30 protein-coding genes and 1 pseudogene are annotated in these 25373 nt (G+C 64.3%); 14 read left to right on the top strand and 17 right to left on the bottom strand.

The genetic code is table 11. The annotated features are described in order from the left end of the window. Nucleotides 1-98 precede the first annotated feature (98 nt). The 6 genes from ACFYOW_RS47755 to ACFYOW_RS47730 all read right to left on the bottom strand — a co-directional run bounded on the left by ACFYOW_RS47755 (nt 99) and on the right by ACFYOW_RS47730 (nt 5963). A complete protein-coding gene (locus ACFYOW_RS47755; RefSeq protein ID WP_387298543.1) occupies nt 99-647 on the bottom strand; it encodes a hypothetical protein in 549 nt (182 codons plus the stop codon). 2209 nt (nt 648-2856) lie between these two features. Further along, entirely contained in the window at nt 2857-3453 is a 597-nt protein-coding gene (locus tag ACFYOW_RS47750; RefSeq protein WP_387298547.1) for a DUF4158 domain-containing protein, read from the bottom strand. A 150-nt stretch (nt 3454-3603) separates the two neighbouring features. Next, nucleotides 3604-3957: a helix-turn-helix domain-containing protein gene (locus tag ACFYOW_RS47745; RefSeq protein WP_387298541.1), complete on the bottom strand. Its 354-nt coding sequence runs from the start codon at nt 3955-3957 to the stop codon at nt 3604-3606. Between the two features lie 14 nt (nt 3958-3971). After that, nucleotides 3972-5027 (bottom strand): tyrosine-type recombinase/integrase, encoded by a 1056-nt coding sequence (locus tag ACFYOW_RS47740; RefSeq protein ID WP_387298539.1) that lies wholly within the window; start codon nt 5025-5027, stop codon nt 3972-3974. A 217-nt stretch (nt 5028-5244) separates the two neighbouring features. Next, nucleotides 5245-5541 (bottom strand): hypothetical protein, encoded by a 297-nt coding sequence (locus ACFYOW_RS47735; RefSeq protein WP_387298537.1) that lies wholly within the window; start codon nt 5539-5541, stop codon nt 5245-5247. Further along, the gene (locus tag ACFYOW_RS47730; RefSeq protein WP_387298535.1) at nt 5538-5963 is read right to left on the bottom strand and encodes a hypothetical protein; all 426 of its coding nucleotides are present in this window, start codon (nt 5961-5963) and stop codon (nt 5538-5540) included. Before ACFYOW_RS47730 ends, ACFYOW_RS47735 begins: the two co-directional genes overlap by 4 nt. Nucleotides 5964-6165: 202 nt before the next feature. Here ACFYOW_RS47730 and ACFYOW_RS47725 point away from each other — a divergent pair, with 202 nt between their 5' ends. Then, the gene (locus tag ACFYOW_RS47725; RefSeq protein WP_387298533.1) at nt 6166-7131 is read left to right on the top strand and encodes a DUF4158 domain-containing protein; all 966 of its coding nucleotides are present in this window, start codon (nt 6166-6168) and stop codon (nt 7129-7131) included. 30 nt (nt 7132-7161) lie between these two features. Here the strand turns inward: ACFYOW_RS47725 and ACFYOW_RS47720 are convergent, their stop codons facing one another. The 5 genes from ACFYOW_RS47720 to ACFYOW_RS47700 form a co-directional block, all read right to left on the bottom strand. Further along, complete coding sequence (locus ACFYOW_RS47720) at nt 7162-7476, bottom strand: hypothetical protein (RefSeq protein WP_387298531.1); 315 nt, start codon at nt 7474-7476, stop codon at nt 7162-7164. Continuing rightward, entirely contained in the window at nt 7473-8141 is a 669-nt protein-coding gene (locus ACFYOW_RS47715) for a hypothetical protein (RefSeq protein ID WP_387298529.1), read from the bottom strand. The genes ACFYOW_RS47720 and ACFYOW_RS47715 overlap by 4 nt, the downstream gene beginning before the upstream one ends. Before the next feature lie 54 nt (nt 8142-8195). Further along, nucleotides 8196-9134: a tyrosine-type recombinase/integrase gene (locus tag ACFYOW_RS47710; protein ID WP_387298527.1), complete on the bottom strand. Its 939-nt coding sequence runs from the start codon at nt 9132-9134 to the stop codon at nt 8196-8198. A gap of 896 nt (nt 9135-10030) precedes the next feature. Then, on the bottom strand, nt 10031-10543 hold the full coding sequence (locus ACFYOW_RS47705) for a hypothetical protein (protein WP_387298525.1): 513 nt from the start codon (nt 10541-10543) through the stop codon (nt 10031-10033). A 200-nt stretch (nt 10544-10743) separates the two neighbouring features. Next, nucleotides 10744-11097 carry a DUF6302 family protein gene (locus tag ACFYOW_RS47700; RefSeq protein ID WP_387298523.1) on the bottom strand — a complete coding sequence of 118 codons (354 nt, stop codon included), beginning with the start codon at nt 11095-11097 and terminating at the stop codon, nt 10744-10746. A gap of 623 nt (nt 11098-11720) precedes the next feature. Here ACFYOW_RS47700 and ACFYOW_RS47695 point away from each other — a divergent pair. From ACFYOW_RS47695 to ACFYOW_RS47685, 3 genes are all read left to right on the top strand, one after another. Then, on the top strand, nt 11721-12002 hold the full coding sequence (locus ACFYOW_RS47695; RefSeq protein WP_387298521.1) for a hypothetical protein: 282 nt from the start codon (nt 11721-11723) through the stop codon (nt 12000-12002). A gap of 26 nt (nt 12003-12028) precedes the next feature. Next, entirely contained in the window at nt 12029-12316 is a 288-nt protein-coding gene (locus tag ACFYOW_RS47690; RefSeq protein WP_387298519.1) for a hypothetical protein, read from the top strand. 170 nt (nt 12317-12486) lie between these two features. Continuing rightward, on the top strand, nt 12487-13197 hold the full coding sequence (locus ACFYOW_RS47685; protein WP_387298518.1) for a recombinase family protein: 711 nt from the start codon (nt 12487-12489) through the stop codon (nt 13195-13197). Between the two features lie 637 nt (nt 13198-13834). Here ACFYOW_RS47685 and ACFYOW_RS47680 read toward each other — a convergent pair. The 3 genes from ACFYOW_RS47680 to ACFYOW_RS47670 all read right to left on the bottom strand — a co-directional run bounded on the left by ACFYOW_RS47680 (nt 13835) and on the right by ACFYOW_RS47670 (nt 16004). Continuing rightward, nucleotides 13835-14161, bottom strand: a complete 327-nt coding sequence (locus tag ACFYOW_RS47680; protein WP_387298516.1) for a hypothetical protein — start codon at nt 14159-14161, stop codon at nt 13835-13837. A 929-nt stretch (nt 14162-15090) separates the two neighbouring features. Continuing rightward, entirely contained in the window at nt 15091-15594 is a 504-nt protein-coding gene (locus ACFYOW_RS47675; protein ID WP_387298514.1) for a hypothetical protein, read from the bottom strand. Between the two features lie 47 nt (nt 15595-15641). Further along, a complete protein-coding gene (locus ACFYOW_RS47670) occupies nt 15642-16004 on the bottom strand; it encodes a hypothetical protein (protein WP_387298512.1) in 363 nt (120 codons plus the stop codon). 563 nt (nt 16005-16567) lie between these two features. Here ACFYOW_RS47670 and ACFYOW_RS47665 point away from each other — a divergent pair. Together ACFYOW_RS47665 and ACFYOW_RS47660 are read left to right on the top strand one after the other, a co-directional pair. Then, complete coding sequence (locus ACFYOW_RS47665) at nt 16568-16915, top strand: hypothetical protein (protein WP_387298510.1); 348 nt, start codon at nt 16568-16570, stop codon at nt 16913-16915. A gap of 386 nt (nt 16916-17301) precedes the next feature. After that, nucleotides 17302-17433: pseudogene (locus ACFYOW_RS47660) on the top strand (sigma factor-like helix-turn-helix DNA-binding protein); the annotation flags it as partial. A 709-nt stretch (nt 17434-18142) separates the two neighbouring features. Here the strand turns inward: ACFYOW_RS47660 and ACFYOW_RS47655 are convergent. Next, nucleotides 18143-18319, bottom strand: coding sequence for a hypothetical protein (locus ACFYOW_RS47655; protein WP_387298508.1), 177 nt, complete (start codon nt 18317-18319; stop codon nt 18143-18145). Nucleotides 18320-18517: 198 nt separating this feature from the next. Between ACFYOW_RS47655 and ACFYOW_RS47650 the strand changes: the two genes are divergently transcribed. Continuing rightward, complete coding sequence (locus ACFYOW_RS47650) at nt 18518-18646, top strand: hypothetical protein (RefSeq protein ID WP_387298506.1); 129 nt, start codon at nt 18518-18520, stop codon at nt 18644-18646. On the opposite strand, the gene ACFYOW_RS47645 is transcribed toward ACFYOW_RS47650, so the two are convergent. Continuing rightward, the gene (locus ACFYOW_RS47645) at nt 18643-19113 is read right to left on the bottom strand and encodes a winged helix-turn-helix transcriptional regulator (RefSeq protein ID WP_387298504.1); all 471 of its coding nucleotides are present in this window, start codon (nt 19111-19113) and stop codon (nt 18643-18645) included. The two genes, ACFYOW_RS47650 and ACFYOW_RS47645, sit on opposite strands and share 4 nt — an antisense overlap. A 239-nt stretch (nt 19114-19352) precedes the next feature. Between ACFYOW_RS47645 and ACFYOW_RS47640 the strand changes: the two genes are divergently transcribed. From ACFYOW_RS47640 to ACFYOW_RS47620, 5 genes are read left to right on the top strand one after another with little or no spacing between them, the layout of a single operon-like run. After that, entirely contained in the window at nt 19353-19961 is a 609-nt protein-coding gene (locus tag ACFYOW_RS47640; RefSeq protein WP_387298502.1) for an amidohydrolase family protein, read from the top strand. Further along, complete coding sequence (locus ACFYOW_RS47635) at nt 19961-21445, top strand: aldehyde dehydrogenase family protein (RefSeq protein ID WP_387298500.1); 1485 nt, start codon at nt 19961-19963, stop codon at nt 21443-21445. The genes ACFYOW_RS47640 and ACFYOW_RS47635 overlap by 1 nt, the downstream gene beginning before the upstream one ends. Then, on the top strand, nt 21442-22155 hold the full coding sequence (locus ACFYOW_RS47630) for an ABC transporter ATP-binding protein (RefSeq protein ID WP_387298498.1): 714 nt from the start codon (nt 21442-21444) through the stop codon (nt 22153-22155). The genes ACFYOW_RS47635 and ACFYOW_RS47630 overlap by 4 nt, the downstream gene beginning before the upstream one ends. Then, entirely contained in the window at nt 22152-22877 is a 726-nt protein-coding gene (locus ACFYOW_RS47625) for an ABC transporter ATP-binding protein (protein ID WP_387298495.1), read from the top strand. The genes ACFYOW_RS47630 and ACFYOW_RS47625 overlap by 4 nt, the downstream gene beginning before the upstream one ends. 3 nt (nt 22878-22880) lie before the next feature. After that, complete coding sequence (locus tag ACFYOW_RS47620; protein ID WP_387298493.1) at nt 22881-23759, top strand: branched-chain amino acid ABC transporter permease; 879 nt, start codon at nt 22881-22883, stop codon at nt 23757-23759. 62 nt (nt 23760-23821) lie between these two features. Here the strand turns inward: ACFYOW_RS47620 and ACFYOW_RS47615 are convergent, their stop codons facing one another. Next, nucleotides 23822-24001 (bottom strand): hypothetical protein, encoded by a 180-nt coding sequence (locus tag ACFYOW_RS47615; RefSeq protein ID WP_387298549.1) that lies wholly within the window; start codon nt 23999-24001, stop codon nt 23822-23824. On the opposite strand from ACFYOW_RS47615, the gene ACFYOW_RS47610 reads away from it, so the two are divergent. Further along, a complete protein-coding gene (locus tag ACFYOW_RS47610; RefSeq protein WP_387298545.1) occupies nt 23948-24805 on the top strand; it encodes a branched-chain amino acid ABC transporter permease in 858 nt (285 codons plus the stop codon). The two genes, ACFYOW_RS47615 and ACFYOW_RS47610, sit on opposite strands and share 54 nt — an antisense overlap. Nucleotides 24806-24807: 2 nt before the next feature. After that, nucleotides 24808-25317 carry an ABC transporter substrate-binding protein gene (locus ACFYOW_RS47605; protein WP_387298491.1) on the top strand — a complete coding sequence of 170 codons (510 nt, stop codon included), beginning with the start codon at nt 24808-24810 and terminating at the stop codon, nt 25315-25317. Nucleotides 25318-25373 lie beyond the last annotated feature (56 nt).

The following is a 25373-nucleotide window of genomic DNA, read 5'->3' as shown; positions in this document are numbered from 1 at the left end:
GCAGCCAACCCAATCACCAATCACCATGCGCCGCAGCCTGAACCAAAAACCCGACATCTCCGCTGGTCAAGCCATTGTCGTTGTTTTTCGCGCGATTACTACCGGAACCCCATCGGGGTGGGGACCAGCTCGACGCGGGAGAAGCCGCTGCTGGTGTCCTGAAGGGTCTGTTCGACTGTTTTGTAATAGGAGTCCGCGTCGAGGCCGGTGGTGGTGTCGGTCTGCACCAGCCCCTCGACGAGTGCCTGATCCAGGTCGGCGCGGGCGAAGAAAATCGACACCGGTGTGCGTGGCGCCGGCGGTGTGTCGTGGCGGGCGCGGTCGGCGAAGTCGTCGAGGGTGCGAATCAGATCAGCGACCGCGCCGGTGGTGCGCCGGTCCAGCTCGTCGGGAGTCAAGCCCAGCTGGTGCCGCACCCGTGTGCGCCCTCGCAGTTCGGGCCGGGTGAAGACGATCGCCTCGTCCACCTTGTCGTCGGCGGTGACGTCGCGGCAGGCGATGTTGAACCAGGTCAAAGCATCGTCGAGGCGTCCCTGGGTTTCGCAGAACTCCGCGATCAGCCCCGCCGGTCCCGCCAGCAGACGCGCGTGGGTCAGCCGTGCCAGCTCGCTGTCGATCTCGTCGTCGCGTCCCAGCAGCAGCAACACCTCCAGGCGTTGCGCTGCGGGGTACTACAAAAGCGCGGTCCGGGCCTACCCTGCCATGTTCCGGCACTGCAGTGGACACCGCATGCCTGGCGAACAGGATGACAAGAGCCGGGTAACGGGAGACTGTTACGCGTGGATCTGTGGGAGCCCAGGGGTGAGATTCTCCTGGGCCACCCGACTGCGTAATCCGTTGGTAGCAGCCTGGTTTCGAGGTCGATGCGCTGGCTGCGGTACAGCAGCAGGCTCATGAGGAAGGATGTGCAGGTTCGCGGCGGCCCAGTTCGGGGTTCGCCTTCGCTCGAATCGACGTGAGCATCGGTACATTGGCGGATGTTGTTGATACCGGGCACGGACACCATGGTCACCATGGTGCGAAATCTATTTGTTGCCGCCAAGCATCAGCGTGGTCCGGAACCGGGCGTGGAGGGATCGTCGCTGCTGCAACTGGTCAAGCCGCGCCTGCCGATGTGCGTGCCCGTCCGGAGCCAGCGGACGGCACCTGCTGGGTCTTCTTGAAGAAGTAGCGCTCCAACCGCGGCTAAGTCGCTGACCGCTGCGTGCTGTCGATGTCGATCACCGTCGGCCGGTCGCCTTGGTGGTCACGCTTGTTGACCAGGATCGGGTGCAGCCAGCGCACATCAGGCGATGTACTTCATTCAGTGACACCCGTCGGCGTGACGCTGCCACGTTCAGCGCCGAACTGCGGAAACGTCGTACAGCGTCTCGCTGACGTTCAGCACCGTCGCCCCCTGATTGCCTCATGTGGCGCGATTATTACCGGCACCCCGAAAGCGTGGGATGTGTGTGGCGATAGAGATTCCGCACGATGTGGCGTTGTTCCTCAACTACATCGGTGTGCCCTACCCGGATATCAACGAAGACCAGGTCCGCGCGCTGGGGAGCCATGTGCGGAATTTCGCGAACAGCGTAGCGGATACGCACAACACCGCGACCGGTGTGATCACCGATATGGGGAACGTCTACTCCGGGTTTTCCTACCAGGCGTTGGTCGCGGCGTGGGGGCGGATGTCGAAGTCTCATATGGCCGATCTGGATGCGGCGTGCCGGGTGGTGGCCGATGTCCTGGATGCCGCGGCTGAAGTGATCAAGGTGACCAAGGTCGCCGTGCTTGCCGAACTCGCGGGGCTGGCAGCGAGTTACGCCGCCGCGATGGCGGCGACGATCGTCACCGACGGTGTGTCGGTCGCGATCGAGCAGGCCATCACCGCGGCCGCCCGTAAGATCTGCCAGGCCATGGAGCAGGCGCTGATCGGCTACATCCTGACCGAGGTGATCGGGAAGGCGATCGAGCCGCTAGGGCATGTCATCGACCGCATGGTCCACGGGATCGTGGACGACGTCGCGGGCGAGCTGTTGGGTCCGCCGCCCGGTTCGGGCGAGCAGACACTGCACATCGAACCCGACGAGGTCATCAACTACGCCCATGTCCTCGATGGGCTGGCCGATGACATCGGTCGGCAGGCATCGGATTTCGCGGACAAGGTCGCGGGACTGGACTTCATCTCCCGCACCTTCGACGACGGTGGCGGCGGCGTGCCTGCCGTGGATCCGGGCACCGATCCCGCCAGGGGAGTGCGATCACAGGCCGTGATAAACGACCACGCCCCTGCGCCGGTGGCCAACTCCTTGCCGACGGCCCCGCCTGACGTCACGCACGGTATGCCAGGCCCTGCCCATATCTCGTCTGGATATCCGCCCGACCACTCCGTCACGCACACACCCGGCGAGCCTGCTGAAGCTACGGGGCATCCGGCACATCATGCCGGTCGGTTGCCGGGATCGAATGCTGCGTGGAACACGGGAAGCGGTGGTGTGCAACCGAATCCGGAAATCAGCGATGCCACCTCGGGCGCTGGCGGCGGTGCTGCGGCAGCAGGTCCCGATGGTGAGGTATCGAGTCCCAGGCACGTCGCCGCGGGGACGAGTTCGGGTGGACCGGTAGCAAGGGCCGACTCGGGTGTCACCGCCCAGCACGACCCCGGCGGTACACCCGCACGCTACGGCCCGCAGAGTCCGATGTCAGGTCCGCAATCACCGTGGAGTTCGGACCCCTCGGGGTATCCCTCCTCGGCGATGGGGCAGGACCCGGCGGGCAGTCCCTCCGAGGAGCCCGGCGATGCCGACGATCTATCGTCGCCGAGCCAGTCGAACCCCGGGGGGCGTGTCGGCCGGGAATCCGACCAGCACGTCACACCATGGCGAAAGCGCCCTCGCCGCAAGACGGTTCGCAAACAGTCCACCCCGAAGGCGTTCCCCGATTCCGGAACACCATGGTCCGCCCGCGGTGTCCCACCGAAATCCGAGCCCACAGTGTTCGCCCGGCGGGATACACGACCGACGCCCTGGCGGACCGATCGGCCCACCGAGACTGCGGATACAGCCGATGCAGCGCAGGCCGCCCCGGACTCCGAGCATTCCTCCGCGCAAGCCTCGGAACCAACAGCGCCTCACGCAGCTGCTCGTCGCGCAGCTCCACCGGGCACATCTCGGCCGCCAGCCAGCCAGTGAGCTTGTCCTCGTCACCGACGCTGAACTCACGAAAGCCGTACACCGCGCGGATCTGCTCGCGGTGATACTTCGCCGACCGGCCCGACCACGGATACACGGCGAATTCAGCAGGATCGACCTTCAACTGCTCGGCCATATAGGACACCACCGCAGGCGGAAACTCTTCCGGGCCACGAGGAAACCGAGCCTCCAGCTCGAAGAACTTCAGCAACAGAACAAACCCGAGGAGAGTCGCACCCGTCTTGTTCCCCACCCGATGCCAATCGTTCCCGACCAGTGTCCACGACCCGATCAGATCCTCGGTCGACCACTCCTGACGTACGCCCAGTCACGCTAGACCAACCCGCCGCCACCGAAGCTACTTTGCACTTCCTGACAGCTTCGGGATTCCCGGCTCTCCCGTGAGTTCAGCCAGACTGAAGCGATTTCAGCGGGAACTCACGGCCCTTCGGCGGCGGCAGGTTCGGGGCGGCAGCGACCTGCCGGTCCGGGCCCGCGGGACAACCGGCGAGGTCTCGCCGACTGCGGCTGTCGCCTCGGCCGCCGGTTTCGGCGCGATGACCGTCTCCGGCTCCAGGATCAACAGTTCCTCGACACCACAGCCGAGAACCGCGCAGATGACGTCCAGGTCGCGGAGTTTGACCACGTTCGGATCACCCGACCACAGCCCGGACATCTTGCCGGCGCTGATGACCAAGCCGCGGGCGGCGAGCATGCGTTGCAGCTCGCTGGCCTTCCAGATGCCGCGGTTGGCCGCCGCGAGACGCAGGTTCCACTTCATTGGGCCAGTCCTTTCTATCGGTCGGCAACCCGGCGTTGCCCGGTCACCCAGGCGTCTTCAACGTGAGTGGCGTGAACGTGGATATACCGGGCAGTTGTGGCGGTCCAGGCGTGGCCTAAAAGTTCCTGGATGGCGAACAGATTCATCCCGGCCAGATAGAGCTGACTGGCGCAGAAATGCCGCAGGACATACGGAGTCAACTTGCCCGACCAGGCCGGTAGGTGCCGGTCGGTGGCCTCGGCCAGGGACCGGCGGAACACGTCGGCGGTCGCGCGCATCGCGGTGCCGTCGGTGTTCTTGCGCTCGGACGGGAACAGCGGCATCCCGTGCCGGGCAGGATCGATGTCGAACATGCCGAGAACGTCTTCGATGAACCAGCGCAGGCTGCGGTCGGCGCCGTTGATCAACGGCACCAGCTGCGGTTTCGGTCCCTTGCGGCGAGATCCCTTGCCGTGACGGACATTCAGCTTCCCAAACCGGCCCAGCTCCCACCGCACATCATCCAGATCCAGCATCCGGGCCTCGTTGATCCGCAAGCCGACATCGGCAGCAAGCCGGGCGACGGCGTAGTTGCGGGCCGCTGGCGCGAATTTGCGGCAAATCGTCAGCTCTTTGCGCCATCCGGCGAACAGCTGTTCGATCTCCTCGGCGGTCGGCGGGATCCGCAACTGCGAATCGACCGAGGCCCGAGGCCGGTTGATCTCGTCCACGGGGCATTCGACGCGGCCGGTGAGATTGTGCAGTTCGACCTTGTGCCGCAGCTCGAGGAAGTGGAAGTACACCGTCAGCGCGGACGCGCGGCCGGTCCGAGTCGACGGCTTCGCATCCCGCAGCACCTTCTCGAAATAGGCGTCAGCGTCGCCAGGCTGCATCTCCCACAGCGGGCGGCCAAACCAATCCCTCATCAGCTCGAGATGGTTCACGTCGTTGCGGATCGTGGAGTCGACCAGCCCGGCCGACGCCCGCGCCAACACGAACCCCGAAAACACATCGGTCTCGAAGTCCGCCAGCTCGTCCTCGGTCGCTGTAGCCCGCAGCTCCCGCAGATCGCACACCGCCGCCAGCCCCAACCCAAGCCTCCTTGTCTTCACCCGCAGTGAGGAAGCATCGGCCGGACCACACTCTCATCGGTCGGGATGACACCACTTCAATGGACGATTCGGCGCAGGACGCCCGCAGGATGGCCCAGGTCCAGGGCCTATCTAGGAATCGGGGAAGCAGTCGGAAGGATCAAGAACTCGTCGACTGTTGGTTAGCCGATCATGGCGGCGGTGAGCGGGGATCCCATCAGATGTTCTCGATTCCGATGGTGGCGTTGGTGAAGTAGCGCACCGCGCCGGAGGCGGTGACCTGCTTGCGCCAGGCGCTGGTCCGGCGGTAGCCGTGGGCGGTGAGCGCGGCGTCAACGGCATCGAGAGTCGGGCTGACGGTGGCGGCTTGCACTGATTCCCACCAGCCCTGCACGGCGCGCCCGGCCTCGGTTCCATTCTCGGCGTCGTAGAAGACCTCACAAGCGTAGAGGTCAGCGACCGCGGCGTCGTCCTTGAGGCGCGCGATCACGTACAGTTCGATGGTCTCGGTCATCGTTCGAGCTCCGCACTGTGCAGATTCCGCCGTCCTGCCACACGAGCCGGGGCCGGGGAGGCGGTCTGCGCGGTCCGGTCTGCGCGGGTGGTGCAGGCCCGACTGGACTTCGGTGCGCGGCCGGCGGCGGCGGCTTCGCGTTGGGCTATCACGTCGTCGCGGGCTGCGATGATGCGATCGGTCTTGGCCTGCCACTGCTGTTCGCGCTGCGCGGCGGCCTTGCCCAATTCCCCCGCCTGGCGGGCCCGCTCGTCGAGCAGCTCCCGTATCTCGGTCCGTGCCGCCTCACCGACGCCCGCCTTGACCAACTCCTTGCCCAGGCGGGCGCGTTTGTCGATATAGGACTTTCGTTCGTCCTCGATGCCACCGTCCCCGCGGGCGCCGCAGGCCACGCTGTAGATCGAGTTCCCGATCGAGGACACCGCGGCCTTCCATTTCTCGCCCTCGCGGGTGCGGTGGTCGACCTCGACGCCGGTCGCGGCGACGCGCGCGTTGATGGCATGTGGGGTCCAGTTGTGCGAAGACTGGCGTTAGCGAGGGGGTTGTGACCAGAACGCTTGCTGTGGAGGTTGATTCGCTGGATCGGCGCGTGCTGGTGGGCGTGTGGTGGTTGCATGTCGGCTTGTGGGTGATGAGGGTGTGGCCGGGTACGGCCGTTACGGTGTGTTGTCGAGGGTCGAGTTGGAGCGGTTCTTCCATCTCGACGATGAGGACCACAAGCTGATCGCGGTCCGGCGGCGGCCGTCGAATCGGCTGGGATTCGCATTGCAGCTGGTCACAGTCCGCTACTTGGGGATGTTTCTGCCGGATCCATTCGATGTTCCGAGTGAGTTGATCGACTATCTGGCTGAGCAGTTGGAGATCGCGGATCCGTCGTGTGTGAAGTCCTACACCGATCGGGAGAAGACCGGGTTCGAACATGCGTGGGAAATCCAGCGCAAAGAGGGGCTTTTCTCGTTCGCGCAGGTCGAGGCCGAGCTGCTGGCGTGGATCGCTGATCAGGCGTGGATGACTGGCGACGGCCCGAAGGCCCTTCTCGCGGGCGCGGTGGGCTGGCTGCGGGAACACAATGCCCTGCTACCGGGTATCACTACTTTGGAGCGGCTGGTCACTGACGGCAAAAAGGACGCCGACCGGCGGCTGTGGGCGCAGCTGGCAGGCCAGCTGACCGGCGGGGAGGCCGGGGTGCTGCTGGGTTTGCTGGATACCCGGGAGCAGAACCGCCGCCGGTATGTCGAGCTGGAGCGGCTGGGTAACGGCGCGTTCGCCCCGTCGCCGACGGGCATGCGCAACGCCCTAGCCAGGGTGCGGGACGTGAACGCGGTGATCCCGACGTCGGTGGACATCACGGCGACCCCGGCGCGGCGGGTGATCGCCCTGGCCACGCACGGGTTGACCGGCAAGACCGCGCATCTGCGGCGGATGAGATCCCAGCGGGAGCGGCTGCTGGCGTTGTTATGTGCGACGGTGTTCACCTTGCGGGCCAAGGCGATCGATGACGTGCTCGAGTTGTTCGATCTGCTGATGGTCACCAACTTGATGGCCAAGGCCGAACGCCAGTCCAAGGACGAGAAACTCAAGTCTATGTAGAAATCCACAAGGCGCCAGCTGAATGTTTGTTCATTGCTTCGAGCCCTTTCCTTCCCCCCTTCCGTATCGTGGTGATACCTTCGCAATTTCTTCGACCAGGAAAGCATCGAGTTCGGTATCGGAAAGCTCGCCAGTCCCGTCCATCCACCAGCCTCCGATGCACTGAACGGCTGGGTAGGGGAGGGAGAATGCGTTCTGCATCAGTTCCATCAGGTCAGGCGTCGATACGGCTGGGTGGAGCATGATGATCTCTCGGAGGATCTGCGAGGGAGATCGTCCCTCTTGGTGCATCCGGGTTATCAGTGTCGTTACCTGCTCGTTGAACTTCGGATCGTGATCATTCATTGGGTGAACTCTACCTGCACAGTTGTGTATTTTCCGGGATCGCCCTGGGAGTTCAGGACTCTTATCGTTCGGAATCCTGCGTTAGCGGCTTGCTTTCCTGTCCACGTCTTCGCTGCTGCGGCCTCTGGCGAAAATCCTTGAGCGGTGAGTTCATTGAAGCGGGCAAGGTTTGAGCCCCACTGCCAATTTCCCAGTATTGAGGTGAAATCGCCTTCAAAGTATTTCAGGATGGCTTGGAACTGCTCTGCGCCCCTCAATAGGGTTGAACGTTGCCCATTTTCCAGTTGGGTTCGAAGGGTTAGATAAAGTTCGCCGTTCGGACCGACTGTGCCTTCGGAATAGAGCCGCGGACTCTCAGTATCCTGTTTGTAGTAGCGCTGACCTGGGATGGACCGATCGATCAGGCGCGGCGGTGAAGGGGCACTTTCTTCGTGTGGGGTCGATCCCGTGTGTTCGGGGCTCAGTCCCTCGCCTGCTTTCTCGATCTCGTGCCCGCCGTGCTCGTCGGCACCGATCACTCTGCTGCGTGCTACGCGAACTTCTTCGGCCAGCTCGCCCAACGTGTCGTGCAGGTGGGGACCGGTCCGGCGGCTGAGCAATTCGACCATGTCGGCCGCCATCCGCTTCAACTGCTGTAACAGCTCCTCCCCGGGCACACCTGTCATCTCCGGCCGCCCTCACCGTGCACGTCGGACCTGGGCCCGGATCTCATTTGCCGATCACCGGCCCGCTCGCCGACGAGCGCCGGGGTCGCTGTCAGCCTGATACCGTCGCAGCCCGGCGTCGGAAACCCGCGCGTATTTGGCGAGGCTGCGCACCGAGGTATGCCCCGACAGCTTCATCAGCACCGGTGTCGAGGCGCCCTCCTCCGCGGCGTGGGTCAGCCGCGAGTGCCGCAACTGATGGAGCGTGTACGGGCCATCGTCGAAACGTTCGGTGTGCGTCTCGAACAACTCCGCCGCACGCCGATATGACAGGCGCGCCCGCCCGGTCGACTGGTCGATATCGTTGTGGGCCACCGAGGGCCGGGCTCTGCGGTCGGTGAGAAACAGCGGACCGGACTTGCGCCCGGCGAGCATCCGCGGCAGCAACCGGGCCGTGCCGGTCTGCCACGCGATGACCTCCCGCACCCCGCCTTTGCGGGTCACCACCGCACACCGGTTACCCGTATCCAGATCCGGCACATCGAGCATCAGCACCTCCTCGGCACGCGCCGAGGATTCGTAGAGCATGTGCCACAGCACCCGTTCCCGCAGCGGCGCATCCGATCCCAGGATCTCGGTGACCCGGTCCCGGCTCAATGCCTTACTGGTATCCGGGGGCGCGGGCCGCGCCCGCAACCGCACCAGCGGATCACCGGCCAGCCACTGCTGCTCGCGCCAATACACGCACGCCGCCGCGAGCGCGGTCAACCGGATGTTGAACGTCTTGGGAGCCTTGCCGCCCCACACGAACGTGAACCAGCCACTGACTCGGTCCGGTTCCTGATCCAGCAGCGCCACATTCGTGTCCGCACCGAAATCGGCCACCAACCGATCCAGCGCCGCCGCGTAGGTCGCACGGGTGTTGGGCACCGTGATCGTGGCTAGATAGATGCGCACCGCATCGGCCAATCGCACACCACTCACCGGCGCCGGAAGCATCCGAACCCGCCCCATCAGCCAGCCTCCCACCACTACCGCAGATAGTTCCTGAGTCGCCCCATGCGAAGAAGGCATCGCGCCAGGACGACTCCGACGTTACCGCACATAGCACGCGGCTACCTGCGTCGTAACCGCTAAGCGCCAGTTTCCGCAGAAATGGTCGGCCGCTCGCGGAAACTCATCAAATTCACCATCTGTACACAGATATGTACAGATAGATGCTGCTGATGATGCGCCAATACGGGTTGTAGGAGCGCAGGGTCGTCGCTGGGACCGCGACCCGCAACCGGGCAAGATATCCGGTAGCGTCGGGATCGACGACCGAGATCACCCGATCGGCGGCGACCTTGCGGGCGATGCGCCAGCGTTTGTGTCAGCCGAGCGCGACTGCGGGGGTCCCTCGCAGAGTGCGGTGCACCGGATCCGGCGCGGGTCGCCCCAATCCCGCGCTGGGATCGCGAGCCGGTGCCCCTGTGCGGCGCCGGGTGCATCCGACTGCGTTTGCCACCGGCTGTCAGCAGAGGTGACCTGCCCGCTGTGTCGTGTTGTGTCTGTTGGAGGTTTTGCGGCGCGGGACGCGCGACGATGCCCGGTTATCAGCGACGTCATGGCCACCCGTGGTCCTGGCCGCCAGATGTAAACTCCAGGCGTGTCGGTGAGGTGTGTCGCTTCCTCTGTGAGTGGGCAGCCCAGGTTATAGCCCTGCGCCACAAGTGATTTCATCGCGCACGCGGGCGCCGGTCCCTGACGTCACGTGCTAACAATACGGTAGACGGGTAGCCCTCGGCGTCCAGTTCGGACCGGGTGTGGCCGTGAATGATATCGACCCATCGACGATGCGCGACGGTTGTCGCACCGGTGGCCGGCCGAGTTGTTTACTCATCGCACCAGCGACTTCGCGCGCGGACTGTTCACATTGCATCAGCTCCGTCATTCGAAGCGTACCGCAACGGCTCCCTTGGCGTTCTCTGCGCAGAATTTGTCTTTGCGATGAGATGCGTTGGAGCTGCGGCTCTTTCAATATTGGCGTTGCGCCTGTACCAGTCCATCGCGCCTTGTTTGGTCAGGCCGAGCGCGGTCCCGATGGCGGTCCAGGAGTCGCCCGCCTCGCGGGCGGCCTGTATCACTGTCACCCGTTTTCCGGCCAGGGAGTCGGTGATGCGGCGGTTGGCTTGCAACGCTTGGGCGGGGGTGACCTCGGCCAGAGCGTCGAGCTGGTCATGCCATACCCTGCGGGCGGTGTTCGGATCGGAGTTGTTGACCAGCGCAGGGTCTGCCATGACCTCGAGCAAGGCGCAGCGCTGCTGGTAGGTGCGCCACACCGCGAACAGGTCCCGTTCGATGCCGCCGCGCAGGACGGCCGCGATATCGGTTCCTGCCGGGTACCAGCCGTTTGTCGTGGGCTCGAAGCCAGCATTGCCCATACGGCAAGTTTACTTGCCGTGACCAGTCTTCTTGACGACCGGTTCGGCCGCGCGCGGTGTCAGATTGACATAGCCATCAGATGGTGTTGCGCAAGGCGGCCTTGGCGAGTTCGGCGCCGACTCGGTGTGCCAGGTGCAGCCTGATCGCTGGTTCGGAGTATCCGAACAGGCGCCCGAGGGCCGCGTCGGTGCACGCGAGTTCAGCTGGTGGCAGGGGCGCATCCGACAATGGGGAGTTCCGCGCCCCAGATCACCGCGTGTTTGTTCATGTCGGATCGTAGGTCGGGAAAGCCGTCGTATTCGGTGAGCAGCGCCATCGTCGCCTCGGCGTCGGCGGGTCCGGTGACGAGGACCATCCCGGCTCGGCGCGCCTTGCTGACCGGTACCGCGACCGAACCGGTCTCGGTGGCGAGGGAGTACGCCAGCAGCGAGGGCTCGGCCAGGCGGTCGAGGTAGTAGAGCAGTTCTCGGCCGATCTGCGATGCTGTTCGGCCCGTCGAGGGCACGAGATCGGATTGGTCGCTGCTCAGCTGCGCGTGTTGTGGTGAGGGCATGGGCTCGAAGTGTAGGAAGCCCGGCGACCGCGGGGGGCGGCAACCGCAGCATGTGGTCGAGAACGACCCTCGCCGCCGACGGGGGATGTGAATTCTCGAACCTGTCTGCACGGATGACGTGCTGACTCTCGTGTCTCGAACTGGCGTGCACTACGATGCTTCGACTCGTAGTCGTTTGCTCGGCAGATAGCTTCCCGAGCCACCTCGGCTGACGGCTACGTCGGACCAGGACGACCCGCAACCTATGCTCACTCCGAAATTCTGGCCGAACCTTCGAGCGGCACTTGGTTGCCGTCGAGGATGACGACGTCGATCAATTCGACGGACACTTTGCGCGGCGAGTGTGCGGTGCGGCACCGTGACAGTTGTGGGCGGTGAACCGGACGCAGCGTGGCGGTCTGTGCGCGATGTGCTCGGCACGGCAGCCAAGGACTGCAGCGCCGCGCTTGCCGCGGTGCCCGCGCGCGCCGCCCGCGGTGTGACCGAGACCGTTGCCGGGGCCGTGGATGCCGATACAGCAAACGTAGTGGCTCTGGAGGGCCGCATTCTCCGACCTGCCCGGCAGGGTCGCCACCGCCGCAACATCTTCCACCCACCGACGCGGGCGCGATCTGATCGACGAGGTGGACTACAGAGCACTGCGGCGGGCAACGGGAACCAGGTCCTTGGGGACCAATCCAACGTTCGAAGGCCCTGCCTCCATCGCCACAGCGCAGCAGGTCGACGCGGCGGTCGCGGCGGGCGGGCAACAGCTGTTCCGCGGGTTCGAGGAGGATCGCTACCTTGAGGACTTCGTCACCGGCCCGGTGCGACCCGGCGGCGGTCCCACCGGAACCGGGACCTATGCCACACCACTGAAAGAGGTCGCACTCCACTACGCCGACCCACCCACACACATGACCTGACCACCCGGCAGGCTCGGATGCTGCGGATGGCGCTGCGCCCCGACGCCAAGACAATCACTCTGCGCGCCCTCGAGTCCGACCGTACCCGCACCCTGACCCAACTCGACCGTGAACTACGGGCCGCGCGCAATATGACAAACCCCGCGTCCGAGGAGACGGCCCGCTACAACGCGCTACTGGACAAGCAGCTGGCGTTGGCCGACATCGGCCAATACGGTGCCCTGCGCGGCTGGCACGCCATCGACGGATCCGACACCTTCTCTAACAAGGAGTGGGTCGTACTGAACCCGACCGCCCTGCTGATCCAACGCTGAGCAACCCACCACCGGTCCCTGTTTCACTACGACGCAGCACGCATTCTTCGTTCTCGAAAACGATCTTGCCGACAACCGTCCGTGACCGAGAGAAACACCAGGACACGAATGTCGGAAACGCATGCCGGAAATAAACGTCAGCAAACCCGGTTTCGGCCATTTTCGACATCATGTTGATCGGCTACGGGCGGGTCGACCGCCGACCAGAACCCCACCACCAAATCGAAGCACTGCGCCGGGCTGGGGTCGATGAGGCCAACATACACATCGACACCGCCTCCGGAGCGAAATCCTCACGCCCGAAGCTGGACCTGGTGCTCACCACTACTGCTTGCCCGTGGGACACCATCGTCATCACCCGTCTCGACAGGCTCGGCCGGTCCATGCTGCACCTGGTCAACCTCGGTGCCGACCTCCGCACCCGTGGTATCGGGCTGAAGGTGCTCGAGCAGGGCATCGACACCGACACCGCCGAAGGCCGCGCCATGTTCGGCATGCTCAGCGTGCTGGCGGAGTTTCAGCGCGAGCTGATCATCGCCAACACCCACGACGGCCTGGCCGCCGCCCGGGCGCGGGGCCACACCGGCGGGCGGCGGCCGAAACTGTCCGCCGATCAGATCGAGGCCGCGCAGCGGCTTTATGACGAGGGTCGCCACACCGTGGCCCAGATCGCGAACATTCTCGGTGTCAAACGCGGCACCCTCTACGGGCACCTCGACCCGGATACGGTCGTCGGCCGACCCCGATCCGGACCCGCCAACCCCGCGGCCACCGCGCCGCAAACCCCGCCAAATCCAGAACCCCCAGCGGCGGAAACCGTTGCGCCAGTGGCCAATCCAGAACCGATGGCCGTGATCGTCCCTGCCGACCCCCGGCTGTGACCTCGCCGCCCGCGGCGCACCTGTCAGTGGCCAGCAGTACAGTGCGTGACATCGCGCGGGAACGGATGCGCACCCGGCGGGCGGAGCTGTCGATCGGGGTGCCCGACCTGAGGGAACATCCCGGCCGAAGGGCCTGCCCAGCTGAGACAGCAGCAGGACCTGACGATCAGCTGGCTCCAACCCGACGCCCACCGGCCCGGCGACATCGCCGAACGGGGGGACTGTACGGCGTGTCAGCCAGCCGGGCAGATCGCCCCCGCCGACTGCGGGCTGTGCGCAGGCGGCCCCATCCTCGCCGCCGAACTCATCGAACTCGACCAGCTCCCCGCACCCGTGCGGGCCTGGCTCCTGGGCCACGGCTGGCGCGAGCATCCCCGGCACGGGCTGATCTGCGCCGACCACGCCGGATCAGCACGCCCACGTATCTTACCCAACTCGCCCGAAGAGGACTTCGATCATCGGCGTGTCTCGAACCCGGTTCACCTACACGACCTTGGTCTCGGCCTCTAGAAATATGGGGTGGCCTGCGCACGGGCCGAAACGGCTCCAGCTCACACAGCTGATATGTCCCCCCGCCCTGCACCGGCAGTCCAGGACAAACGGCCGAGCCGGGCTCGAAGGCAGCCTCCCCCGAGATTCATTGCCCGATCTCGTGGATGACGGCCTCGGCGCGCACTTGCAGCACCGCCTGCAGCACCATCCGCGACATCGACATGTTCGACATGTGCCCCGCCAGTGTGATCACCGTATGCGCGGCGGCACGGCGGCATTCCTGGAGCAGATCGACAAACGCTGGTGGAAGCAGTCCGGTCTCCGTCGGCGGTTCATGGAACACGGTACCCAGCTCGTAGCCGAGCACGCGGGCAGCCGCACGTAACGTGTCTTCACCCGAATCACGGTCGCGATCACCGATCAAGTCATCACGCAGGTAACCGTAGGCAAGGGGTAGCAGTGCAGTCATCATCAAAGCCAGTTCCGCATCGACCGGCCACCGCAGACAACGGCCTGCACCAGCCGGATGGACATGTCCGCCGTAGCTCGCTCGCACAGCCGAGCCTGGCACCGGACACACCCGTATCCAGTTGATGACCGCGACCCACGCTGAATGTCGTTGCCGACGCGGTTTCACGTCGTTGTGCACCGCAGGGGTCGCCATCGTCGCCGAGGGGCGTCAACGCCGCGGTGGAACCCTCCACTCTGGCACCTGTGCCCGCCGACACCTCTGATGGTCGTCGCATGGGTAGGCGACGCACACCGGCAAAAGTACGCAATTACATACCTACATCGGTCGGGTACATACCTACATCGGTCGGGCGGATCACCAGCAGGTGACCGAGGTTTCTCATCGGCGCTTGACATATCATCTCGGCGTGGCAGGGTGCTGGGGTGAGGCCGGGGTCCTGCGAGCGTGAAGTTCGGGCACTGGTCGAAACGCTGCAGGCTCAGTCCAAGCGATCGGTCGGTACTGGGCCTGCGGTGTTTGCTCGAGCACCAGACCAGGAGGGTTTCCGTTAGCCCCGTGCCACGGCTCGTTCACATCGACGACCCGCCCGATCGAGGCGACCTCGCAGCCATTCAATCCCCAACACTCGGATCGGGGTCCGCGCTGAGCGGGGCGAGCCGCGATAGGCTCGACCAGCCTCGATACAGAGTCGAGGACGCTGCACCCGCAGCTGCTTCGGCTCCGGACCCTGCACCGGGGCCGAAGTGCTGTCACGACCAGCCCTGGCGAAATCTGGCGACGCGCCGCGGTGGCCTTTCGAATCAGGGTCCGGGCCGCAGGCGCGGGCGATGATGATGATGGGCTGGTAGTGGCGGGCCGCACCGGCGAACACGCTGGCAGGCTGGTGAGCCGATCGAGTGCTGCGAGCAGGTCGGTGCCGTCGATGCCGGTCAGGCGGCGTGTGGCGGCTTCGGTTTCGTCGATTGCGGTAGTGTCCGCAGCCGGGCCCGCAGCAACGACGCGAGATCGTCGTATCCGGGACCGTCCTGGTCGTCGAGATCGTCGGCGTTGGACAGATCCACCTCGTCGAACAGATCGTCGAGGGAGTCGATGTCGTCGAAATCGAACGGACCTTCCTTGTCCTCGTCGTGGTCGTGCTGGTCGCGTGCGTCCATCGCGGCTTCAGCTCGCCACTGGAATTCGGCCGGGTCGAGGGCGATCGTGGTGAGCGCGAGGTTGTCACGTTCGGCGCCCTGGCGCAGTTCGGCGAGAGCTTCGGTCATCTCTCCCGCCTGCAGCAGCATGATCTCGGCGGCCTCCCCGCAATGCTGCGGGTCGAGCAGAATCATCACCGCGTGCCCAGCGCCCGCCCGGTCGAAACGGGCGGCAAGCACCAGCGACTCGCCGTCTTCGCGTAGTTCGATGCAATCACGCGCGGTCAGCGGAGCCGACAACACCCTTGTCCACTCATCGGCGGCGACCCCGCGTGCCTGCAGCCGGATCAGCCACGCAGTGGCGGCCTCACCGCCCGCCCTGCGTCGAGCGCCGCGAGCACGGCAAGCATCCCAGCCGCGCGTGCGTCGCCCACCGCCTCGATGACCGGGACAAGCTCGCACACCGCGACTTCGGCCACCTCTGGGCCGAGAACGCCGATGGCGCCGAGGAACATCGAGCCGAGAACCTCCGCCTCCACCGGATCGATGATCTGAGCCAAACCCTCGAGGACCGCCTCCATCACGACCCGCAGATCGGGCGTCGCCCCGGCATCGTTGAGGCGATCGTCGGGCGGTGGGGCTGACGCGTGGGACAGCGGTGTGGGCCAGTGGTTTCCCGGACGTTCGAGGGGCGGCGTGCGCTTGCTCACAGCCGCTACTGTTGCATATCGGCACTGTTGCGCACGGTCTGCCGTGGACATCGGGTAGGCACCCAACCGAGAAAACTCCGGGACCGGCGACCGGTGACGCGTGGGGCACCGCATTCGCACCGGCGCAGCCTCCTCCAGCGTCGGTCGGTGACTGTGCGGGGTGCCGGTGTCCTTGGTTGATCAGACTTCCCTCGGCATGCTCGCACCGATCGCAGCCACCAACGCCCAGCCTCCAGCGGGGCGCGGCTGCGCCGTCCAGGGCAAGGCGTTTACTCATGTCGAGTCGCAATCACCTGTACGAGTGACGTGTGCTCAAAACGGGGCGCTCGAGACCCTGGATCCTCCAAGGGGCTGGGGATTCTGGCCGTCGGCCACCGTGTCGCGGCTCTGTTGCGACACCGTCCAGCAGTTCTTGTTCGGCGGGTCCGGCATCTGTCTCTGCCTGTTTCCTGGGAGAATCTGTTTTTTAGTACGATCTTCCGGTTTTTTCTGTACATCAAACGACCCACTGTGTAGCGTCTGGTTTGCTGAAATCCACATACGACAGGCAGGCCAGGAGCACGGTGACCGGTATCGACGGCTGTCTGCAACGCGTCATGGCCATCCCCGGTGCGCGCAGGGTGACGTTGGTGGACGCAGCGAGCGGTCTGGCGATCGCCGCGGCAGGTCGGCACGATCTGGTGGACCAGCATGAGGCCGCCGCCACCACCGACGTGGTCCGTGCGGTGCTCGGCTGCACGGCGTTGGCGACCGGCGACGACGGTGACGACCTTACCGAGATCATTGTCTGCGGAACCCGCGCATATCACCTGTTGAATCTGGTGAACGGCGACTTCGACGCCCGGCTTTTCCTGCACGTTGTGCTCGACGACGACACCGGGAATCTTGCGATGGCGCGGTTCCAGCTCTGAGGAATTCTGCGCGAATTGACCGAGGACGGTCATGAGCGTTGAGCTCGTGGTCGAACTGCAACGGCTCGAAAAGGAAAGGCGTACCGGCATGCTGCGCGCGGGCGATGGCGCGTTTCATCTGGCCGACGGGGCGATCGTCTCCGTCGACTGCCGCCGTACGACCGGGCTGGACCGGCTCGTCGTGGCGGCGGGCCTGGCAACCACGCAGGACTGGCGGCGGGCCGCAGATGGGGATCCCGACCATCTGCTGGGACGGCCACGTCTGGAAACTCTGGTGTTGCTGTCGGTGTTCGACGCCGCTTACTTTCTGCTGGCCTCGCCCGCCGTCCCCGAATTCCGGCCTGCGCCACCTCACTGGCTCGCCCCGGTCTGCCAGATCACGCCGCGTGGTGACCCACCGAAGCACAGTCCGCCTGGCATTCATCGCCGCTGTGCAGCATCTGTCCGCACGGCAGCGCGCGGTCCTGGTATTGCGTGATGTGATGGGCTGGAAGGCGAAGGAAGTTGTCGAGCGGCTGGAGTATTAGGCAAGCCCCACTCGGTCCAGCGCTGCAGAAAAGCAAACACCGCAGGCCCAGACCCGATCACTTCACCACGACTGAGCCTACGGCGCTCCGACCGGTGTCCGAACTCGACGCACCGGGACCCCAGCCTCAACCCAGCACACTGCCACTGCTACGTGATATGTCAAGTGATCGTGAAAATCCTCGGTCGCGCGACGGTGACCTGCCCCATCTAGGTAGGTCACCGACTCATCGGCAACCGGGTCGATTTCCCGTCGCCCCTGGATGTGCCGGGAAGTATGCGTGACGACCACGCCGCAGAAGTGGCGGCGGAAAATGAGGCGTGCCAGACGGGTCTGCTCATGTGTGCCGCTGCCCAGAGAGGATGGACATGTCGTCCCGGGCAGCGGATGAGGAATCACACCCTAATCCTCGAACTACGTCGCCGGACGGGAAGATCGCGGTGCCCCACCGAAGATGACATCGACCGGTATGTTTTCTGTCTGGATGAGTCGGTCCCGCAACTCTTTCAGTGGAGAGCGAGTCGATGCGTGGCAAGGGGCTCAGGTGAGTCCGGTGATGTCTTTGGCGATGGTCGTGAGCCGGTTTCGGGCGGTGGTGAGGACGCTCTGGGAAGTCTTGTTGGCTTGCTCGTGGATGAGGATCGCGCGGATGTCGGCGGGGTCGGTGAGGTCCTTGATCGCGTCCGCGGCGTGGGTGAGGTTTAACTCCGGGACTTACTGATGGGTAGGTCGTCAACGCTGGTGGCGGCGCGGACCGAGCGCAGGGCGACGGTGTCGGCGCCTTCGCGGCGGGCGACTTCTTCGGCGGTGGCCAGCGCGCGGTCCAAGCCGCGGGCCGACCCGTCGATGGGCCGGTTGAGCAGTATCACCGCGGGCACTGGCTCGAAATGACCGGATGACTTAATGCGCCCGTTCGCGATCGACCAATTCTGTTGCATTTCAGTCTCTTTACACTTCTCGCGCGAACCGTAGTTCTGTCAGGGGCAAAGGCGCTATCTTCGTTGTAGAGTACTGGTCAAATCTTGTGTGGCGCAATCGCTCATCTCATGGCACATCCGCCCCCGAGAGGATTCGACTTGACGACGTATGCACCAGTCACCATCCAGCAGGCACAGTTCCCGATCATCGAATCGTTCACCCACGACACCGTGACCAACCCGCACTGGCAACTGCTGGGCAGCACGCAACTGAACGGCGGCAGCTAGCGCCCGGTGGCCGTGGCAAGCAGTCCCGGCCCTGGCGTGGCTTGGATCTCCGCGGCATCGTGAATGCTCCCGCATTCCAAGCATACGGTGTGCTGGCCGACGTAGGCACCACAGGTGGCATGCGTGTAGACAATCGGCGGCTCGCCGTCGGTCACCCATTGGTCGCCCCATTCGGTGAGCGCAACGAGTACGGGTGCCAACGCCCGCCCCTTCGCGGTGAGTACATACTCGGGACGATCGTGGTCGCCGGATGTTTTGCGGCGCTCCAGGATTCCGCACTCGACGAACCAATCCAGCCGCGTGGACAGGACGTTGGTGGCGATGCCGAGGTTTCGCTGGAAGTCGCCGAAGCGATACGAGCCACGGAACAACGCGTCACGCACGATCAGCAAGCTCCATCGTTCGCCCACCACCTCCAGTGCGCGCGCGATCGAGCACACCTGATTCTCGTAGGTCTTGTGGAGCATGTATCTCATTCTAGCGGACCGCTTGCATCATGAAATCATCTGTAGTCCACCGCCGCGGCGATAATCCCGCTCGGCACTGAGGTCGGTGAAGATCGTGTTCTCGTCGTGCAGGAGATGCCAGACGATGACGAGGATGGAGCGGCCGATAGCGACGATGGCGCGTTTCTTGCCTCGTCGTCTGGCGATGCGCCGGTAGGGTCCACCAAGGAATGTACGGGTCTTGCTGGCGAGGACCGCGATTGCCGTGCCTGGTGGAGGCGTTCGCGCACCGGCTGATCGCGTGTCCAATGCTGCCGACGGTCGCTCCGGATGAGGCGGCGACATTCATCGGATCGATCGACGCACCCGCGGTGATCTGGTTTCTCCGGCCCGACGGACCACTCCCGGACGATCCGGCGTGGCGATCGGTTTTGCAGGCTCTGCAGGAGAAGCGGACCGCGCTGTTTCTTCACCCCGGCGTTGAGCCCGTGTCCGCCCTGTTCGAGCCTTGGGGATTATCGAGCGCGATGTCGGCGCCGGTTCTGACGAGTGTGGCCGTGATGCGTTTGATCCTCAGCGGCACATGTGATTCCGTACCGGACCTATCGATCGTCGTCCCCCACGCGGGCGGGGTGATTCCGTTTCTGATCGCGCGCCTGGAGGACCAGACCGCAGGCGTGCAGCCCGGTCTGTTGCGAGATATCTTGAGCCGCTTCACCTACGACTCGGCGTGCTTCGATTCTTCGGCACTCGGACATCTTCGACGGATCCTGCCCGAGGCCAGAATTCAGCTGGGATCGGACGCTCCCTTTCGCGGACCGATCACCCGTGCCCGGCGGGTACACGACCGGGCGAAGGCGGGTGCGTAATGGCACCATTCGATCTGCTAGCTGCTACCGCGCGCTTCGCGACAGGTGAGCAGCGAGAAATCGAGGTCTTCGATCCTCGAACAGGGTTGCCGTCGAATCGTTTCTATGTCGCCGACAGCGGGGCGGTCGACCGGGCGGTGGTGGCTGCTCACCGCACCTGGGCAGCGAACTGGCTGCCAGTTCCGCCGGCTGAACGAGCGAAAGCGCTTCGACGGATAGCCGCCGCGATTCGTGCGGAAGCCGACCACATCGCACGGCTGGAGGCGGACGAAGTCGGCAAGCCCTTTTCCATCGCGCGTCAATTCGATCTGGAGATGTGCATCGATTCGTTCGACTATTTCGCGGGTCTCATCGAATCAGGGACGTCGACGTCGCGGTCGGCGGGTGGAGCGACGGTGGTGACCGATCTCGACCCGTACGGCGTTGTCGCTGCCATTCTGCCGTTCAATTGGCCGCCGATTCATACCGCCGCTAAGACCGCACCAGCATTGGCCGCGGGGAACGCGGTCGTGCTCAAACCACCCGAACAAGCTCCGTCCAGTGTTGTTCGACTGTGCCAGGTGATTGCCGGCGAACTTCCGGAAGGCCTCGTGCAGGTCGTGTGCGGCGGCGTCGATGTAGCCGAGGCGTTGATCGACCATCGGTTGGTATCGAAAGTGAGTTTCACCGGGTCGCCTTCGGCCGGGCGCGCCGTCGCCGCACGTGCGGCGCGAACCTTGACGCCGGTCATGCTCGAACTGGGTGGCAAGAACCCACTGGTGGTTCTCGATGGTGCCGACATCGAGGACGCGGTGGCCGGTGCGATCGAAGGCGCGTTCTTCAACCAGGGCGAAGCATGCACCGCGGCCTCACGGCTGCTGGTCCAGTCCGCCGTTCACGACGAGTTCGTAGAGCGTCTGTCGGAGGCGGTACGACGATTGGTTGTCGGCGACCCCCACTCCGCCGGAACGCACGTCGGCCCACTTGTCAGCGCCGCTCAGGCGGCGAAGGTCGAGATGTATCTGCGCGTCGCCGAAGAGGAGGGTGGCGTCGTCGCGGCACGAGCACCAATCGACCTACCGAGTGAGTTCGCGAACGGGTTCTGGGTCGCGCCAACGCTTCTCACGGGTGTCGACGCACGGTCACGGATCGGCCAGGAAGAAATCTTCGGGCCGGTCGCCTCCGTCACCCGTTTCGACGAGATCACCGAGGCGATCGACATTGCGAACGGCACGGAGTACGCATTGGTGGCGGCGGTTTATGACCGTGATCAATCGCGGGCGTGGAGCGTGGCGCGGCGTATCGATGCTGGGATCGTGTTCGTCAACAACTACAACAGGTCGATCCTCGGCACACCCTTCGGCGGAAATCGTTCTTCCGGCTATGGGCGCGAACACGCACCCGAGACCCTCGCCGCCTACGGGCGGAGCAAAAGCTACAAGGTGCCCAACGGCGACGGCGAGATCGCACGATGGTCAGCGGTCGGGGATGTGATGATCCGATGACACCGGTATTGACCGCGCAGAAACTGCGAGTAGCGTTCGCCGGCGTCATCGCCGTCGACGATGTGTCCTTCACTATCGAAGAAGGCACGACAACGGCGCTGATCGGTCCGAACGGAGCAGGGAAGACGACGCTGCTCAATCTGGTCTGTGGTCTGGAAAACGGTGCGGGGAAGCTCGCGCTGAAGGGAACCGACATCACCTCGTGGGGCCCAGCCCGGCGAGCAGCGGCGGGTATTGCCCGATCGTTCCAAACGCCGATCCTCTGCGAGGAGCTGTCGATTCTGGACAACATCAGAGTGGGCCGGAGCAATCGGGCCGCACCACGTTCCGTTGTCTCGGATCTGTGCCAATCGCTGCAGATGGATCTCGATCTCGACGAGTCGGTCGACAGGCTGACGCATCGTGACCGACGCATGGTCGAAATCGCACGCACCCTAATTTCCAAACCAACATTGGTTCTACTCGACGAACCGGCAGCCGGATTGAGCCAGGAAGAATCGGACGATCTCATGGCAGCTGTGCTGTCGGTTGCGCATCGAACAGGCGCAGCTGTCGCCATCATCGAGCACAACATGACGCTGGTCATGCGATGGGCCGAGCGGGTGATCGTTCTCGACAGGGGCGCCCTGCTCGCGCACGGCACTCCATACGAAATCCAACGCAATACATCGGTGATCGCCACATACCTGGGAGAGCAGGTTCCACAATGAGTGAACTCCTGGAACTGCGTGGCATTCACGCGTCCTACGGACGGGTCCAGGTCTTGCATGGTATCGACCTCACCGTGCGGCGAGGAGCCGTGACGGCGCTGCTCGGCTGCAACGGCGCAGGGAAGACCACGCTGCTCCGAAGTATCACGGCGTCTATCTCCTATACCGGCGTAGCGAGATTCGCCGACCAGGACATAACCCGTCTGCGCACCCACCAGATCGCTCGCGCCGGAATCGCCACCGTCCCCGCAGACCGCGGAACAATCACCGGGCTCTCGGTCGAGGAGAACTTGCGGATCGGGGCGACCACATTGCGGCGCGGTATCCCGTTCACCGATCGGTTCGCCGCAGTCGCAGAACTGTTCCCGGTGCTCCGTGAAATGTCTGACCGACCCGCAGAACTGCTGTCCGGGGGCCAGCAGCAGATGCTGGCGATCGCTCGGGCGCTGATGAACGAGCCTCGGCTGCTGATCCTCGACGAGCCGAGCCAGGGGCTCGCCTCGATTATCGTTCAACAGATCTTCGGCACCGTGCGTCGGCTGGCCACCGCGGGACTGACCGTCCTGATCGCCGAACAGAATGCCACGGCAAGTCTGCGGATAGCCGACGATGCCACTGTCATCGCCGACGGGCGCGTGGTCACCGCAGGCGCAGCCGACACAATACGGTCATCGACCTCACTGTCCAATGCCTATCTGGGAACTGCACAGCGGCGGGAATGAATCATGAACCAACTATCGCAAGTGCTTGTCGCAGGTGTTTCGAGCGGCCTGGTGATCGGCGGTCTGGCACTGGCGTTGGCCGTCGGCTTCCAAGGCAGCGGCGTCCTCAATTTCGCACAAGGTCAACTTGCCACTCTGTCAGCGTATTTCGCGTGGCAGGCCGCGGCTTGGGGAGCGAGTCCGCTCCTAGCAATGCTGGTAAGCGTGGCACTGTCGTTCGCCCTGGGAATGGCGGTGCAACGTGTATTCGTCACACCGATCATGGGCGGGTCGGAACTACCGATTCTGGTAGTGACCATCGCGTTGTTCCTGCTCGCCGAGTCGCTTATCGGCATCGTATGGGGCTATCTGCCGAAGAGCATTCCCGGTGTCAGCGACGGCGTTCTGCGGTTTGGAGACGTTGTGGTCACGCATCAGGTGGTCGTGCAGATCGTGGTGCTCACCGCGGTAATTGTCGTGGTATCCGGGATATTTCGATACAGCAGAATTGGACTCCAAATGCGCGCCGCTGCCATAAACCCGCACAGCAGTGAACTCAGTGGGGTGAATCTTCGCCTGGTTTTGGCCGTTGGGTGGGGAGTGGCCGCCGCTGTGGGCGCTGTCGCGGGAACGGTGAGCGCTCCGGTCACCGGATTGTCCCCCGACGTCAACAGCGCGACATTACTGCTCGCGTTCGCCGCCGCGGCACTCGGTGGATTCCACAGTCGCGCGGGTGCATTTGTCGGCGGACTGATCGTCGGCATTCTGACAGCACTGGCCGGGGCGTACCTCGAATTCATCGGCAACGACCTCCGTGTCCTTGTGCCACTGGTCGTCATCGTCGTCGCGTTGCTGGTCGCCCCAGACGGCATCTTCACCCGTCAACGGAAGGTCAGGGTCTGATGACTCGCTCAATCGCGCGTAGCACTATCAGCGCTCCGGCTGAATCCAGGCGCGAGCTGACATCAAAAGGACTGCTGCGCCCGACGATCGTCGTGATCGGGGTATTGATCGCGGCAACTGCAGTCGCTGCGAACGCAGACAATTTCGTGCTCTTTCAGCTCAGCCGCGTCGCGGTTGTCTTCATAGTCTTGATCGGACTCAACTTGCTGACCGGCAAGGCCGGCCTCATCTCGGTCGGTCACGGTGCACTGATGGGCATCGGAGCCTATGTCACCGCAATCCTGGTGCAGCATGCCGGATGGTCCTACCTCATCGCCGTCCCGATCGCAGTCGCGAGCTGTGCGGTAATAGGCGCGGTACTGGGATTCCCCGCGCTGCGGATTCGAGGTCTCTATCTCGGCTTGGTGACGTTGTCGGTGGCTATTGCACTGAGCCCGGTACTGAAACGATGGGCCGACCTCACCGGGGGTCCGTTGGGGATCTCGCCTCGGCCACCAGATCTGCTGTCGGACACGCTGACTCCCGCCCAGTCGGTCTTCCTCACCGTGACAGCCGTCGCCGTCGGCGTCGCCGTGCTGATGCGGTGGGCAATGTCGACCGGCTGGGGACGGCGCTTGGCCGCGGTCAAGGTGAGTGACAAGATGTCCGCCGCCAACGGCATTCCCGTCGCTTCGACCAAGATAGGAGCTTTCGTGGCCGGTTCGGCAATAGCGGGTCTCGGTGGAGCGCTGTACGTCATCGTTCTGGGGACCATCACACCCGACACCTTCACCGTCATGCTGTCGATCACCCTGCTTGCGGCAGCGGTTTTCGGGGGTTTGTATACACCGATCGGCGCAGTCATAGGCGCTGTCTTCTTCGTCTACGTCCCTGACCTGACAGCAGGTTTCGGCGGGCAGGCATCCCAGATTCTATATGCCGCAGCACTTCTGCTCGCAATCTATTTCGCCCCAGCCGGAATGGGCGGCCTGCTGACTCAGGGGCTGAGAGTGGCCAACACCTTCTTCGCCCTGCAACGCAGCAAGGCCCGGTCCGAAAAGAGTTGAGAATGAAAGTTCCATGGAACAAATCCAGCGCGGTGGCAGTCGTGTGCGTCACGACGCTGTTCGCGGCGGCAGCGTGCGCAGGATCGACGGGTCACGGCGACCACGCACTGAACCGTGATGCCGACATCGTGATCGGTGGCACGTTCCCGATGTCAGGACCGCTGGCATCGTATGCCGCGCTGGCAGGAGGATTCGACGCATACCTCCAGTATCGCAACGAGTCCGGCGGTGTAAAAGGCCACAAGCTAGTGCTGAAGACCATGGACGACGCGTACGATCCCGCACGCGCCGCATCGAATGTTCGATCACTCGTGCAACGCGACAACGTATTCACCGTCGTCACATTCGGCGGCGCACCTGTCGTAGCACGAGAATTCCTCGAACAGTCGAGGACTCCGCAATTCGGATTCGCCGGGCTCTCCGCACTCAGTGCGATCGACAAATACCGATACACACGCAGCTGGTGGCCGGATCTAGCCTCGATCTTTCGCCGGGCCTTCGGCCCGGCGTAGTCGGGTTCGGATTGGTTTCCGGTGGCTGATCAGCGGCCGGTGGGCAACATCGGGTA

Source organism: Nocardia sp. NPDC006982, assembly GCF_042869435.1.
Classification (GTDB): Bacteria; Actinomycetota; Actinomycetes; order Mycobacteriales; family Mycobacteriaceae; genus Nocardia.
The sequence above is the reverse complement of the archived record's forward strand: the minus strand, read 5'-3'. Positions and strand labels throughout refer to the sequence as shown.